At 68.6% G+C, this 12,885-nt stretch carries 12 protein-coding genes and 2 tRNA genes; 4 read left to right on the top strand and 10 right to left on the bottom strand.

The features are described 5' to 3' along the window. The first annotated feature begins 573 nt into the window (after positions 1–573). Positions 574–984, top strand: coding sequence for a hypothetical protein (locus tag ACYQ78_RS22850; RefSeq protein WP_459802907.1), 411 nt, complete (start codon positions 574–576; stop codon positions 982–984). Positions 985–2,009: 1,025 nt separating this feature from the next. On the opposite strand, the gene ACYQ78_RS22845 is transcribed toward ACYQ78_RS22850, so the two are convergent. The 6 genes from ACYQ78_RS22845 to ACYQ78_RS22820 all read right to left on the bottom strand — a co-directional run bounded on the left by ACYQ78_RS22845 (position 2,010) and on the right by ACYQ78_RS22820 (position 8,014). Then, positions 2,010–2,083 (bottom strand) — tRNA-Met (locus ACYQ78_RS22845). A gap of 138 nt (positions 2,084–2,221) precedes the next feature. Then, positions 2,222–2,295, bottom strand: a tRNA-Met gene (locus ACYQ78_RS22840). A gap of 55 nt (positions 2,296–2,350) precedes the next feature. Beyond that, positions 2,351–5,302, bottom strand: a complete 2,952-nt coding sequence (locus ACYQ78_RS22835; RefSeq protein WP_459802906.1) for a UPF0182 family membrane protein — start codon at positions 5,300–5,302, stop codon at positions 2,351–2,353. Between the two features lie 131 nt (positions 5,303–5,433). Next, positions 5,434–6,477, bottom strand: coding sequence for a YlbL family protein (locus tag ACYQ78_RS22830; RefSeq protein ID WP_459802905.1), 1,044 nt, complete (start codon positions 6,475–6,477; stop codon positions 5,434–5,436). A 34-nt stretch (positions 6,478–6,511) separates the two neighbouring features. Beyond that, positions 6,512–6,934 carry a molybdenum cofactor biosynthesis protein MoaE gene (locus ACYQ78_RS22825; protein WP_459802904.1) on the bottom strand — a complete coding sequence of 141 codons (423 nt, stop codon included), beginning with the start codon at positions 6,932–6,934 and terminating at the stop codon, positions 6,512–6,514. Between the two features lie 9 nt (positions 6,935–6,943). After that, entirely contained in the window at positions 6,944–8,014 is a 1,071-nt protein-coding gene (locus tag ACYQ78_RS22820; protein ID WP_459802903.1) for an NAD-dependent epimerase/dehydratase family protein, read from the bottom strand. A gap of 133 nt (positions 8,015–8,147) precedes the next feature. On the opposite strand from ACYQ78_RS22820, the gene ACYQ78_RS22815 reads away from it, so the two are divergent. The 3 genes from ACYQ78_RS22815 to ACYQ78_RS22805 are packed head-to-tail and all read left to right on the top strand — an operon-like array spanning position 8,148 to position 10,955. Further along, positions 8,148–9,359, top strand: coding sequence for a zinc-dependent metalloprotease (locus tag ACYQ78_RS22815; protein ID WP_459802902.1), 1,212 nt, complete (start codon positions 8,148–8,150; stop codon positions 9,357–9,359). Next, entirely contained in the window at positions 9,356–9,910 is a 555-nt protein-coding gene (locus tag ACYQ78_RS22810; RefSeq protein ID WP_459802901.1) for an NUDIX hydrolase, read from the top strand. Before ACYQ78_RS22815 ends, ACYQ78_RS22810 begins: the two co-directional genes overlap by 4 nt. 40 nt (positions 9,911–9,950) lie before the next feature. Beyond that, positions 9,951–10,955 (top strand): endonuclease/exonuclease/phosphatase family protein, encoded by a 1,005-nt coding sequence (locus ACYQ78_RS22805; protein ID WP_459802900.1) that lies wholly within the window; start codon positions 9,951–9,953, stop codon positions 10,953–10,955. Here ACYQ78_RS22805 and ACYQ78_RS22800 read toward each other — a convergent pair. The 4 genes from ACYQ78_RS22800 to ACYQ78_RS22785 are packed head-to-tail and all read right to left on the bottom strand — an operon-like array spanning position 10,945 to position 12,798. Continuing rightward, positions 10,945–11,361, bottom strand: coding sequence for a VOC family protein (locus ACYQ78_RS22800; protein ID WP_459802899.1), 417 nt, complete (start codon positions 11,359–11,361; stop codon positions 10,945–10,947). The two genes, ACYQ78_RS22805 and ACYQ78_RS22800, sit on opposite strands and share 11 nt — an antisense overlap. A 5-nt stretch (positions 11,362–11,366) precedes the next feature. Beyond that, positions 11,367–11,747, bottom strand: a complete 381-nt coding sequence (locus ACYQ78_RS22795) for a helix-turn-helix transcriptional regulator (RefSeq protein WP_459802926.1) — start codon at positions 11,745–11,747, stop codon at positions 11,367–11,369. Positions 11,748–11,788: 41 nt separating this feature from the next. Then, the gene (locus tag ACYQ78_RS22790) at positions 11,789–12,373 is read right to left on the bottom strand and encodes a DUF2064 domain-containing protein (protein WP_459802898.1); all 585 of its coding nucleotides are present in this window, start codon (positions 12,371–12,373) and stop codon (positions 11,789–11,791) included. Continuing rightward, positions 12,367–12,798 (bottom strand): M48 metallopeptidase family protein, encoded by a 432-nt coding sequence (locus ACYQ78_RS22785; RefSeq protein ID WP_459802897.1) that lies wholly within the window; start codon positions 12,796–12,798, stop codon positions 12,367–12,369. The genes ACYQ78_RS22790 and ACYQ78_RS22785 overlap by 7 nt, the downstream gene beginning before the upstream one ends. Positions 12,799–12,885 lie beyond the last annotated feature (87 nt).

Genomic DNA, 12,885 nt, shown 5'->3' with positions numbered 1-12,885 from the left:
TCCGTCATCAAATGACGGGGTTGTGCATCATGCACTGGCTTTTAGCACACTGTTGAGTTCTCAAGAAACGGACTTGCAGTTTTCGTTCTTTTAAGCTTTTGTCTTGCTGTTGTGCCTTTATCTTTTCAGCGGTTCCGGTTAGTGTCAAATCCAGCGACTTGACTTCCGGGCCCGAACTGAAGAGAAATTCGGCTGCTCCTGTTTCAGAGCAACCCCTCGAGCTTACCAGCGATCCGTGTTGATGGCGAACCAGCCGCACGAACCGGGAGTTCAAGGGGATGACGCAACCCATGCCGGATCCGCCGTGAGGCGAGTGGATGGGGTTTGCCGGACCAGGCCGACACGAGAAGACTAACAGTTCCCCCGACCACTCACGTCACAAACGGCTGCCGTGGCCTGACAACCAACCTGGTCACTCGCGCATCTAAGTAGCACCGGTTCGAGAGCGGCCGCATGACCTCGGTGAAGGCAAGCCGATGTCAAGCCGACCGCAATCCCGCCGGGATACGAATGAGATGCGGTGGTCACCGGCGCCAACCCGGCGCCTGGACCCCCGCCGTGGAGGTGGCCATCATGACGCAGCGGTCGGAGTTCGATGACATCCGCGCCCACATCACGGCCGAGGCCGGGCATGCCGGCGATCTTCTCCGGATCGCCAGGGAGTTGCTCGACGACCTGGAGCAGGCACGCATGCGAGAGGCGTCCCTGCGCAACTACTACCTCGCCCTTCTGACGGCGAGTCGCGCCACGGTGGCAGCCGCCGCCGCGGGCGACGCCGAACCGCTCACCTTCCTCGAGCACGAGCTGGCCAAGAACGGCCAGCTGCCCGTGGGCGAGGAGGCCGCCCGGGTCCTGGCCGACGCCAAGACCGCCCAGGCGCTGGTGGCCGCGCTCGACCAGCCGGTCCGCGAGCCCCGCCGCATGGGTCCGGCGAGCAGCAGACTGCGCCGATGTGTGAGCGTGCACCGCAGCCTGCCGCACTGACCACAGCCGTAGAAGCTCGAAGCCACCGCGGCGATACGCGGAGGGCGACCGCACCGGGGGCTGCCACCCCCGCGGCCGCCCTCCGCCGATGGCCCGCACCCCACCCACACCCGGGGTACGGCCGGCCCGGTTCCGATCCCCATCGGAGCCGGGCCACCAAAGCACCACCGAGGGGGAACGCGGGGCCCGATTCCGGGGGGTCGGAGTCGGGCCCCGATCCATTCGAGGCTCGACCCCCATGGGCGGAACCCGGCATCGTCACCGCCGAGACACCAGCCCATGTCTGTGGACGAGATCTCGACGCTCCCCCGGCACAGAGCGACCGCGCGCCCACGCTCACAGCGCGCCGCCCCTCCGGGATGAGACGCGCGACAACGCTGACAGCCGATCGGCCGTCTTGCGGCGCGACGACCACTTATCACCGACGGGATCATCCACAATCCCGAAGCCGCAGGTTCGAGTGGTCTCGCTGCCGATGAGCGTCAACGCATTCCGTGGTAAGCGGCCCCGCTCTACCTGCGCCTGCGCGGAACGGCGGCGGGCGGCGAGGTCCGCCGCCCTCGACGAGACCCTGTCGGGCCAGGCCGATCTGGAGATGTTCAGCCGCCTGCCCCACCTGCGCGCCGCCAAGGCCCGCGCGGTAGAGCGCCCCGGCCCATGCGCGACAACCCCGCATCTGAACGAGGCGGAGCCCTACGCGAACCGCGGCCTTCCAGGTAGAAATTCGGTCGTGTCCCCCGAGTTCGCCCTGGCAGAGAGGCGCCAGCCCGGCAGCACGAGCGAGTTGTGCAGAGGACGCTTCTTCAGATCAGTTGCGGCGGCCGAGATCTTCCACGCAGTGGACAGGACGCTCATCTCAGAAAGCCAAGCCCGATCTGCAGAAAACCGTAATTTCCCGATTTGATCAGCTAGGGCAAATTCGGCGTAGATCCCATACCGGAAATTCCGCGGCAGGACACCGTGGTCACGTACAGGAGAAAACAAAGTGGCCCGGTTCCTGATCAGGAACCGGGCCACTTTCTTTGTAGCGGGGGCAGGATTTGAACCTACGACCTCTGGGTTATGAGCCCAGCGAGCTACCGAGCTGCTCCACCCCGCGTCGGTATGCAGGAACACTATCCATGAATGCCGAGTGACGCAAATCAAAAAGCCGGAGACGGATTTCACCTGCCCGCATGACCACCAAAAAACGAAGAGGCCCGGTTCCAGAATCTGGAACCGGGCCTCTTCACTTCAGTAGCGGGGACAGGATTTGAACCTGCGACCTCTGGGTTATGAGCCCAGCGAGCTACCGAGCTGCTCCACCCCGCGTCGGTGTGTCTAAAGACTATCCGGTGCGGGGTGGCACAGCAAATCGGAGCTCAGATCAGGGCGTTTGCGGTGGTGTCGACGGGGTCGGCGTCGGTGTGGGCGGCGCCGATCCGGTCGGGCTCGGACTCGGGGACGGGCTAGGTGACGCGGACGCCGCCGTGGCCACCCCCTGAGCCTTGGCCAGGTCGTCGAGCGCGGCCTTCAGGGCTGCCTGGGCGGTGCCGTAGGCGTTCCAGTCGGGCGGGCTGGCCGACAGGGCCGCCTGGGCGTCTTCGTAGGCCTTCTGCGCCTTGTCGAGGGCCGTGTTGACCGAGGCCTGCTGGGCCGGGGTCTCCGGCTGCGCCGGTTGCTCCGGTTGGGCGGGCTGTTCGGGCTGAGTCGGTTGCGTCGGAGACGCCTCGCCGAAGACCTGTTTCAGGGCGTCGTCGAGAGTGTTGCCGAAGCCGACCTTCTGGCCGTACAACACCAGGACCTTCTGGAGTGTCGGGAAGCGGCCGGAGGTCTCTTCCCTCGGCTGCACGTAGACGGGCTCGACGTAGAGCAGGCCGCCGCCGAACGGGAGGGTCAGGAGGTTGCCGTAGAGGACCTCCGTCGCGCCGCCGGTGCCGCGCAGGAGGTTGAGCTCCTGGGAGACCGTCGGGTTCGTCAGGAACGTGTTCTGTGCCTGTGGCGGGCCCTGGATCGTCGTGGTGCTGGGTAGCTGGAGGATCTGGAGCGTCGCGTTCTTGGAGTCGGCCGTCGCGTCGACCGCCATGAACGCGGCCATGTTCTGCCGGCCGTTCGGGACGAACGTGGTCGTCAGCGAGAACTTCTCCTCGGTGGCGCCCGGCATCTTCATGGTCACGTAGTAGGGCGGCTGCTTGCTCTTCTTCGTGGCCGGGTCTTCGGGGACCTTCCAGAAGTCCTGGCCGCCGAAGAAGGCGTCGGCGTCGGTGACGTGGTATTCGGTGAGGATCTCGCGCTGGGCCTTGAACAGGTCGGCCGGGTAGCGCAGGTGGTTGCGCAGGTCCTCGGAGATCTCGGAGGCGGGCTTGATGATGCCGCCGAAGGCCTTCTCCCAGGTCTTGAGCACGGGGTCGGTGTCGTCCCACGCGTAGAGGGTGACCGTGCCGTCGTAGGCGTCGACCGTGGCCTTCACCGAGTTGCGGATGTAGTTGATGTTGTCGCGCGGCACCTGCGGCACCCCGGGCTGGAGCGAGGAGGTCACGTCGGTCGTGAGCTCTTCGAGGCTGCGCGGCTCGGAGTAGGGGTAGGCGTCGGACGTGGTGTACGCGTCGACGATCCACTTGATCCGGCCGTCGACGATGGCCGGATAGGGGTCGCGGTCGAGCGTGAGGAACGGCGCCACGGCCTGGATGCGCTCGATCGGCTTGCGGATGTACATGATCCGCGATTCCTCGTTGATGCTGGAGTTCAGCAGCAGGTTGGTCTCGCCGTATTTGAGGGCGTAGAGGAACCGGGTGAACAGGCCGCCGATCGGCACGCCGCCTGTGCCGTTGTAGGTGTTGTTCTTCTGGCCGTTGGTGCCCTGCTCGGGGTAGTCGAGCTCGTCGGCGCGGGCGCCTTCGGGGGCTCCGACGATCGAGTATTCGGGCGAGTTCTCGCCGAAGTAGACCCGGGGCTCGTATTTGCCCAGCGTCTGGGTCGGCGGGATGTCCTTCTCGTTGAAGTTGGGCACGCCGCTGCCGTCGACCGCGTTACCCGGGGCGGCGACGAAGCCGAACCCGTGGGTGTAGACGAGGTGGTCGTTGATCCAGTTGCGCTGGTTGAGCGGCAGGCCCATCTCGCGGACCGCGACGACCGTGTCCTGGATCTTGCCCGTGGTCGGGTTCTTGTAGCGGTCGATGTCGAGCTGCTCGGGGAACTGGTAGTAGCCCCGGATCTGCTGCCGCTGCTGGTAGGTCGGGCTGAGCACGCTCGGGTCGAGCAGCCGCAGCGCCGGGATCTGGGACGACTCGGCCTGCAGCACCTCGGGCTTGGCCTCGGTCGCGGCGCCGTATTGGGAGACCTTCGCGGTGTCGACCCCGTAGGCGGCTCTGGTCGCCTTGATGTTGCGATCGATGTAGTCGCGCTCCTTGGCCTGCTGGTTCGGCCTGACCTGGAACTGCTCGACGAGCGCCGGGTAGACGCCGCCGATCAGGACCGCCGACAGGACGAGCAGGCCGAGGGCCACACCGGGCAGCATGCCGCCGGGACGGAACACACCGGCGAAGAACAGCCCGGCGCAGATCAGGGCGACGAACGCCAGGATCGTCTTGGCCGGGAGGACGGCGTTGACGTCGGTGAACGACGCGCCGAAGACCTTGCCCCGATCGGAGAAGACCAGCCCGTAGGTGTCGAGCCAGTAGGCCAGCGCCTTCAGCAGCACGAACACGCCCAGCAGCACCGACAGGTGGATCCGCGCGCCGCGTGCGGCGTGGACCCCGCCGGGGGTCTGGATGCGGAAGCCGCCGTAGAGGTAGTGGACGAGCGCCGCCGCGATCACCGACAGGACGACCGCGATGAAGAGGAAGTTCAGCACCATCCGCAGGAACGGATAGGTGAAGACGAAGAACGAGAGGTCGATGCCGAACTCGGCGTCGACCCTGCCGAACGGCGTGGCGTTCTGGAACTGCAGCCACGTCTTCCACTGGCCCGAGGTGGACGACCCCGCGAACAGCGCGAGGATCGCCATGCCGATGAGGAAGATGACCTTGCGGTGCGGGTCGACGGCCAGGCGGTAGCGGTCGGCGCCCTGGGCGTTGCCGAACATGCCGGGGCCGAACATCGGTCTCACGCGGAAAGCCAGCGCCATGTTGCCGCCGACGATGCCGACCATCAATGCGGCGCCGACGACGAACAGCAGGATCTGGGTGATCAGCATGGTCGAGAAGACCGAGCTGAAGGCGACCGAGTCATACCAGAGATAGTCGGTATAGAACCCGGCGAAGATGTAAAGGACGATCACGATCGCGACGACCGCGATTCCCACGGGAATGAGCAGGCGGGGCCGACGGGGCACGCGCATCGCCCGACCGGCTCCGGGGCTCCGGAAGCTCAACGCCAAACCCCTTTGGTCAAAAGCACAAACGGTCTGTGCCTGGCAACCTACACCGCGTTCGGCAGTGCTGCGCTTCCGGAAACCCCTCGGAAAAGTGTTCAGGAAGTGCAGGCGGGGACGAATCCGGACCCGGTGCGAATCGCGTCGATCGCCTTGATGGCGCCGTTGAGCGTGTCCACCTTGACCAGGCGCAATCCCTCGGGCACGGCCGCGACGGCGGCGGAGCAGTTCGCCGAGGGCGTCAGGAAGATGGTCGCCCCGGCCTCACGCGCGCCGACCATCTTCTGCTCGATGCCGCCGATGGGGCCGACGTTGCCCTCGCCGTCCATCGTGCCGGTGCCGGCGATGGCCTTGCCGCCGGTGAGCGGGCCGGGGGTGAGCTTGTCGTAGATGCCCAGGGAGAACATCAGGCCCGCGCTCGGGCCGCCGACGTCGCCGACGCTGATGTTGACGGTGAAGGGGAACTTGTACGACATCCCCATGCGCACCCCGACGATCGCCTTGCCGTCGGTGCCCTTGACGGTCTTGATCGTGACGTCCTGCTTGGTGCCCTTGCGGTCGACGCCGAACGTGACGTCGTCGCCGGGGGCGTGCTTGCGGACCGAGGCGGCGACCGTCTCCATGTCGGTGGCGGGGGTGCCGTCGACGGCGGTGATCACGTCTCCGGCCAGGAGCTTGCCCTCGGCGGGGGTGCCCTTGTCGGTGCTCGCCACCTCGACCACGTTCTGATAGGCGATCTTGAGTTCCCGCAGGGCGGCGGCGGTGGAGGTCTCCTGGGAGGTCGCCATCTCGGCGGTGTTCTCCTCTTCGACCTCTTCGACGGTCTGTTCCTTCGGGAAGATCGTCTCTTCGGGGACGACGGCGATCGTGCTGTCGACCCAGCCGCGCAGCGCGGTCAGCAGGCCGATGCGGTTGCCGGGGCCGCCCTGGTAGGCGACGGTGACCATGCTGAGCATGCCGCTCGTCGGGAAGGTCTCGTGGCCGGCGACGGTGATCACCGGCTTGCCCTTCACGTCGCCGATCGTGTTCTCGGTCGGGCCCGGGGACAGCACGACGTAGGGGACGGGGAGCATCGCGCCGCCCACAGCCAGCACGAGTGTGAGGAAACCCGCCACGAGCAGGGTGAGGGCACGTCGGGACATGCCAGAACTCTAAAGGCTCCGCGATAAGGCGCGGCTAACAGGCGCCGACCCACTCGGCCGAGCCGTCGGCGAAACGCTGGTTCTTCCAGATGGGGACCTCGTGCTTGAGGTCGTCGATCAGCCGCCGGGACGCCTCGAACGCCTCGGCGCGGTGGGGACAGGCCACCGCGACGATCACCGCGATGTCGCCGAGCTCCAGGTCGCCGACCCGGTGGACGGCCGCCAGGGCGGTCACCGGGAAGTCGGCGGCCACCTTCTCGGCCACCCGCCGCAGTTCGTCGAGCGCGGAGGGGTGGGCCGAGTAGGACAGCCCGCTGACGTCTCTGCCGCCGTCGAGGTCACGGACGGTGCCGACGAACAGCGTCGTGCCCCCCGCCGCGTGGTCGCCGACGGCCGTGAAGACCTCGTCGACCGAGAGCGGGGTGTCGCGAATGGCCAGAAGGCGGATGACGTCCACCACGGCAGTCTAAATCTTCTTCTTCCGGCGGGCCGCTCGGACGATCGCCGCCGTGCCGATGACGGCGACGGTCGCGCCGGCGGCGGTGATGGTGGCGTCTTTGCTGCTCAGGCGGCGGCCGACGACGGCGTGTTTGCCCTCGCGGTAGGTCATCAGCTCGCGGAGGGCCGCCTCGTTCGTCCACACCGGTTTCCAGCCCGCCGACCGCAAGGTCGTGCAGTCGACGACCCAGGGGTAGACGACGTAGTGGAGGTCGGTGGCCGGGGCCGGGGTGATGCCGAGGCGGTGGAGGCGCTGGGCGGTGGAGAAGGTCAGGCCCGCGGGGAGTTCGAAGCGGCGGACGCCGGAGACCTCCTCGACCTGCTCCATTTCGAGCCAGCCCTCGGAGCCGACCGCGACCACGCCGTTGACGTGGCCGAGCGCGGCCATCTCGAGGGCGGAGACGAGGTCGTCGATGTGGCAGAACTGCCAGCGGGGCAGGCAGCCCTTGACGACCAGCAGGCGCGGCGCCTCGAAGTGGCGGGTGACCACGGTGTCGACCTCGGGGCCGACCAGGGCGGCCGGGCGGAGCACGACGACCTCGAGACCGGGGTGGGCCCGCAGCGAGCGGCGGACCAGCGACTCGATCTCGAGGTGGTCGCCGACCACGCCGGTGTCGGATTCGGCCGCCACGGGGGCGTCTTCGGGGAGCGGGACGGGGTTGTCGGCGTCGGCGCCGTACACCATCGCGCTGGTCACCAGGACGACGCGGCGCACGCGCGCGGCGGCCGAGGCGGTGAGGACGGTCTGGGCGGCCCGCAGGTTGTAGGCCCGGCGTTCGGTCGGGTCGGCGTCGAGGCGGAAGTCACCGGCCAGGTGGACGAGCACGTCGACGTCGGAGATCCGGTTCGCCAAGAGCGGATCGCGGATGTCGAGCACCCGCCAGGTCACGTCGGTGACGTCGCCGCGTTGCTCGTCGATCGCCACCACACGGCGGAAATCCGCAGACGAGGCGACCTTCGACAGGAACGCCCTGCCTACTCCCGAGGCCGCGCCGGTGACGGCGACGACGGGCGGACGATGGCGTTTCGAGACTGGCACGCGGTCCTCACTTTGCGCTGACACGCCCCACGACGGATAACGTGGCGGATGTGGACTCCTCCATCCTGCACGAGGTGGCGCGGTGACTGACCTGCCAGGTCGCGAAAACGATCCTAACGAGAACCCGTTCGCCATGTTCGGCAACCCCGAGCAGATGGCACAGGCGATGCGCCAGTTCGCCGACATGCTCTCGGCTCCACAGGGCTCCGGCCCGGTGAACTGGGAGATGGCGAAGAACATCGCCCGCCATGCCGTGGTCGCCGACGGCGGTGACCCCAGTGTGATGGAGGGGGAGAAACGCCAGATCGTCGACGCGCTGAACCTGGCCGACCTGTGGCTCAACGAAGCCACGTCGTTGCCGAGCGGCGTGTCGAACCCGCAGGCGTGGAGCCGGTCGGAGTGGATCGAGAAGACCGCCCCGATCTGGGGTCAGCTGTGCGATCCGGTGGCCGCCAAGATGGTCGAGACGATGGGCGGCAGCCTCGGCGCCGCCGGTCTCCCCGCCGAGGCCCAGGCCATGGCGGGCCCGCTGATGGGGATGCTGAAGCAGATGGGCGGCATGATGGTCGGCCAGCAGATCGGCCAGGCCCTCGGCACCCTCGCCCGTGAGGTGATCGGCACCAGCGACATCGGCCTGCCGCTCTCCGACACCGCCGCGCTGTTGCCCGGCGGGGTCGCGGCGTTCAGCCAGGGGCTCGAACTGCCCGCCGAGGAGATCCGGCTCTACCTGGCCCTCCGTGAGGCGGCCCACCACCGGCTGTTCCAGCACGTGCCGTGGCTGAAGTCACACCTGCTCGGAGCGATCGAGGAATACGCGCGCGGCATCACGGTCGACGTGTCGGCGCTCCAGGAGAAGCTCCAGGGGCTCGACATCAACGACCCGTCGCGGCTCCAGGAGATCCTTTCGGGCGGCGACCTGCTCAAGCCCGCCGAGACCGAGCGTCAGAAGGTCGCGCTGAACCGGCTGGAGACCACGCTCGCGCTGGTCGAGGGCTGGGTCGCCACGGTGGTCGACGCCGCCGCGGCGGGCAAGCTGCCCTCGGCCGGGGCGCTGGGCGAGACGGTCCGCCGCCGCCGTGCCTCCGGCGGTCCCGCCGAGCTCACGTTCTCCACGCTGGTCGGTCTCGAACTGCGGCCCCGGCGGCTGCGCGAGGCGGCTGCGCTGTGGAAGTCGGTCGGCGACGCGCGCGGCATCGACGAGCGCGACGCGCTGTGGGGCCACCCCGACCTCATGCCGACCCCGGCCGACCTCGACAACCCCGAGGGGTTCGTCACCGGCGGCGAAGACTTCGACCTCGGCCTGATCAAGTTCCTCGAAGAAGAAAACAACGACGAAGACAAGTGACCCTCCGCGACGAAGCCGCGGCGCTGCTCGCGGCCTGGACCGGCCCGACCCCGCGCGAAGAGGAGCTCCGCCACGAGTTCCTGCGTCATCTGGCCGAACACGAGAACGGGATGTGGCGGGCCTGCGTACCGGCGCATCTGACCGCCACGACGGCGGTGCTGTCGCACGACGGCGCGAAGGTGCTGCTCACGCACCATCCGAAGGCGAAGATGTGGCTCCCGATGGGAGGCCACTGCGAGCCCGGCGACCAGACCCTGCCCGACGCCGCGCTGCGTGAGGCCTTCGAGGAGTCGGGGATCGACGGCCTGACCCTGCTTCCGGGGCCGCTGGCGCTCGACCGGCACGAGGTGTGGTGTCATCCGCCGCAGTGCTGGCACCTCGACGTCGAGTTCGGCGCGGTCGCGCCGCCCGGGGCCGAGTTCGTGATCAGCGACGAGTCGCTCGCGCTCGACTGGTTCCCGGTCGACGACATCCCCGAGCCGACCGACATGGCCACCCGCCGGCTCGCTCGCCGGGCGCGCACCATGCTTGCGCACAACCTTCACAATTGACTTACACGTCCTCGGCGAACCGCTGGCTAGGGTTTTCGGCGTGGACACACAGGTGGGGGTCGAGGTCGGCGGGGAGATCCGTTCTCCGGAGCGGTCGCGCGGGCGCAAGCGGCGGGTCTTCGCGTGGCTGCTGGCCTCGGCGAGCGTCGTCTGGGCCCTGTTCCGGCTGACCGGGACCGAGATCACCGGGCCCGGGACCCTCCTTTCCACGGGCACGCCCTACGCGCTGCTCGGCACGGTCGTCGCGGTGCTCGTCGCCGTGTTGTGCCGGGCCCGGTGGGCCGCCGTCGCGGCGCTGGTCTCGGTGGTCGCGCTGTCCTCCGTCGTGCTGCCGAGGGCGCTGCCCTCGGCGCAGCCCGCCGCCGACGGGCCGTCGCTGCGGGTGCTGTCGATCAACATGCGCTTCGGGCACGCCGACATCGCTTCTGTGATGGCTCTCGTACGGTCTGCGCGCCCTGATGTGATCTCGGTGCAGGAGCTCAGCCCCGAGGCGGTCGAGGGACTGGCGGGGGCGGGGCTGGGCGCGCTGATGCCGTACACCCATCTGGAACCCCACTTCAGCGCGGCGGGGTCGGGGATCTACTCACGGTTTCCGGTGACCCCTCTGCCGCCGTTCGCGCCCGGCGACGGGCACCGGATGCCCTACGTGAAGATCGCGGTTCCCGGTGGCCCGCCGGTCGAGCTGGTCGACGTGCACACGGTGGCGCCGCTCAGGCGGGACATCACCCTGTGGCGCGACGGGATGCGGTCACTCCCCCTGCCCTCGGAGGGAACGATCCGGATCCTGGCCGGCGACTACAACGCGACCTTCGACCACGCCGAGTTCCGGGCGCTGGTCGGGCACGGGTGGGTCGACGTGGCCGACGCCACCGGGAAGGGCCTGATCACGACCTGGCCCGCCGGGCGCAGGCTGCCGCCGATCATCACCATCGACCACGTGCTGGTCGACCCCAGGGTGGCGGTCGACCACGCGAGCATTCACGACGTGACGAACACCGACCACCGGGCGCTCTTCACCGTGCTGCGGCTGCCTTCTAGCCTTTGAGCGGCTGGTTGAAGCGCAGCATGTTGCCCGAAGGGTCGCGGAAGGCGCAGTCGCGCACGCCGTAGAACTGGTCGAGCGGCTCCTGGAGGACTTCGGCGCCCGCCGAGGCGATCTTCTCGAAGGTGGCGTCGACGTCGTCGGTGCCGAAGATCAGGCCGCGCAGCAGGCCCTTGGCCAGGAGCTCCGACATGGTCTCCTTGTCTTCGGCCGAGGCGTTGGGGTCGGCCAGCGGCGGCTCCAGGACGATCTCCACCTCGGGCTGCGACGGCGGGCTGACGGTCACCCAGCGCATGCCCTCGTAGGCGACGTCGTTGCGGACCTCCAGACCGAGCACGTCGCGGTAGAAGGCGAGCGCGGTGTCGTGGTCGTCGACGGCGATGAAGCACTGCTGCAGTTTGATGTCCATGCATCTCACGCTACGGGGCGGCCGGAGGGGTTGGCTTCTCCGTTCCTGACCGGTCTGGTGTGGATCTTCGCGATGCACGAGGGAATGGCCGCGGCGTCGTCGTGGGAGCGGGCGCGGTAGGCGCTGGGGCTCTCTCCGACCAGTTCGGTGAAGCGGGTGCTGAAGGAGCCGAGCGACGTACACCCGACCGCGAAGCAGACGTCGGTCACGCTCATCTCCCCGACGCGCAGCAGCGCCTTGGCGCGCTCGATCCGGCGGGTCATCAGATAGCTGTACGGGGTCTCGCCGTAGGCCGCCCGGAAGCTGCGGGAGAAGTGGCCGGGCGACATGAGCGCGGCCTTGGCCAGCGCGGGGACGTCGAGGGGGCTGGCGTAGTCGCGGTCCATCATGTCGCGGACCTTGCGCAGCCGGACGAGGTCGTCGCGGTTCACGCCATCACCAGGGCCCGGGTGGAATCCCAGCCTTCCAGCCCCGGATCGAGGCGGCCGAGGTCGTCGGGGGTCCGCAGCCGGTGCCAGCCGGGCCCGGTGGCGACCTTGCGGGGGCCGGGCGCCTGGGCGCGCAGGGCCTTGACGACCTCGGGGTGGTCGACGTCGAGGGTCGCCCACGCGGGGAACGGCAGGTGCGCGGCCACCGCGACCGCTCCCCCGTTGGCCGAGGGGCAGACGGCGATGTCGGCGCGGCCGAGCTCGCGGAACAGCTTGCCGATCAGCAGCGGCGGCAGGTCGGGGGCGTCGGCGCAGACCACCACGGCCTGATCGGCCTTCGGCAGCGCCGCGAACGCCTGGCCGGCGGAGTCGACGGAGATCACCGGCGTGCCCGGCCAGGCGATCTCGTCCAAGTCTGGGACTCCAACCGATATGATCACTGGGGTCACCAGGTCGAGCCCGGCGACCATCTCGTACGTGTCCTCGGCCACCGCACGCAGGAATTCGGCACGATCGACCCCCGGCGGCGCGGCGTCGCCGGTCGACGGGGTCACCAGAACGGCCACCAGCCGGTCGGTCAACACTCCTCCGGGGTGCCGCTGGCGGCCATGGAGAAACCCTCCAGGAAACCGCGGGCGCGCTCGGCCTTGGGGTAACGTTCGACCAGCGCCCAGAACCGGGGGCCGTGACTCGGCACCAGCAGGTGCACCAGCTCATGCATGATCACGTAGTCTACGACCCACGCGGGCATCCCCCGCAGTCTCACCGACAGCCGGATCGTGCCATGATCTGGAGTGCACGACCCCCATCGGTGGAGCTGGTTCTCGACCCAGCGGACACTCGATGGCGTGGCCCTGCCGTCGAGATATCGGGCCGACAGTTCCCGTGCGCGATCGAGCAGATCGTCGTCACTGGGTCTTTTACGCTGCTCCTTCGCCGCCAGGCGTTCGAGCATGCGGCGTACCCACTGCTCCTCGTCGGTCGTGCTCAGACCGGCAGGCAGCAGCACGATGGTTTTGTCTCCATCGCGGTACGCGGAAACGGTTCGCCGCCGACGTGCGCTCCGACGAACCTCGACTGTCTCGGGGGGCACATA

The sequence above is a fragment of the Herbidospora sp. RD11066 genome, assembly GCF_054661255.1.
This window is presented reverse-complemented; position numbering and strand designations above follow the sequence as displayed.

Bases quoted from the DNA above. Each gene is read 5' to 3' on its own strand.
- ACYQ78_RS22850 (WP_459802907.1), top strand. From the start codon at position 574: ATGACGCAGCGGTCGGAGTTCGATGACATCCGCGCCCACATCACGGCC.
- ACYQ78_RS22835 (WP_459802906.1), bottom strand. From the start codon at position 5,302: ATGCGCGTGCCCCGTCGGCCCCGCCTGCTCATTCCCGTGGGAATCGCG.
- ACYQ78_RS22830 (WP_459802905.1), bottom strand. From the start codon at position 6,477: ATGTCCCGACGTGCCCTCACCCTGCTCGTGGCGGGTTTCCTCACACTC.
- ACYQ78_RS22815 (WP_459802902.1), top strand. From the start codon at position 8,148: ATGTTCGGCAACCCCGAGCAGATGGCACAGGCGATGCGCCAGTTCGCC.
- ACYQ78_RS22800 (WP_459802899.1), bottom strand. From the start codon at position 11,361: ATGGACATCAAACTGCAGCAGTGCTTCATCGCCGTCGACGACCACGAC.
- ACYQ78_RS22795 (WP_459802926.1), bottom strand. From the start codon at position 11,747: ATGGACCGCGACTACGCCAGCCCCCTCGACGTCCCCGCGCTGGCCAAG.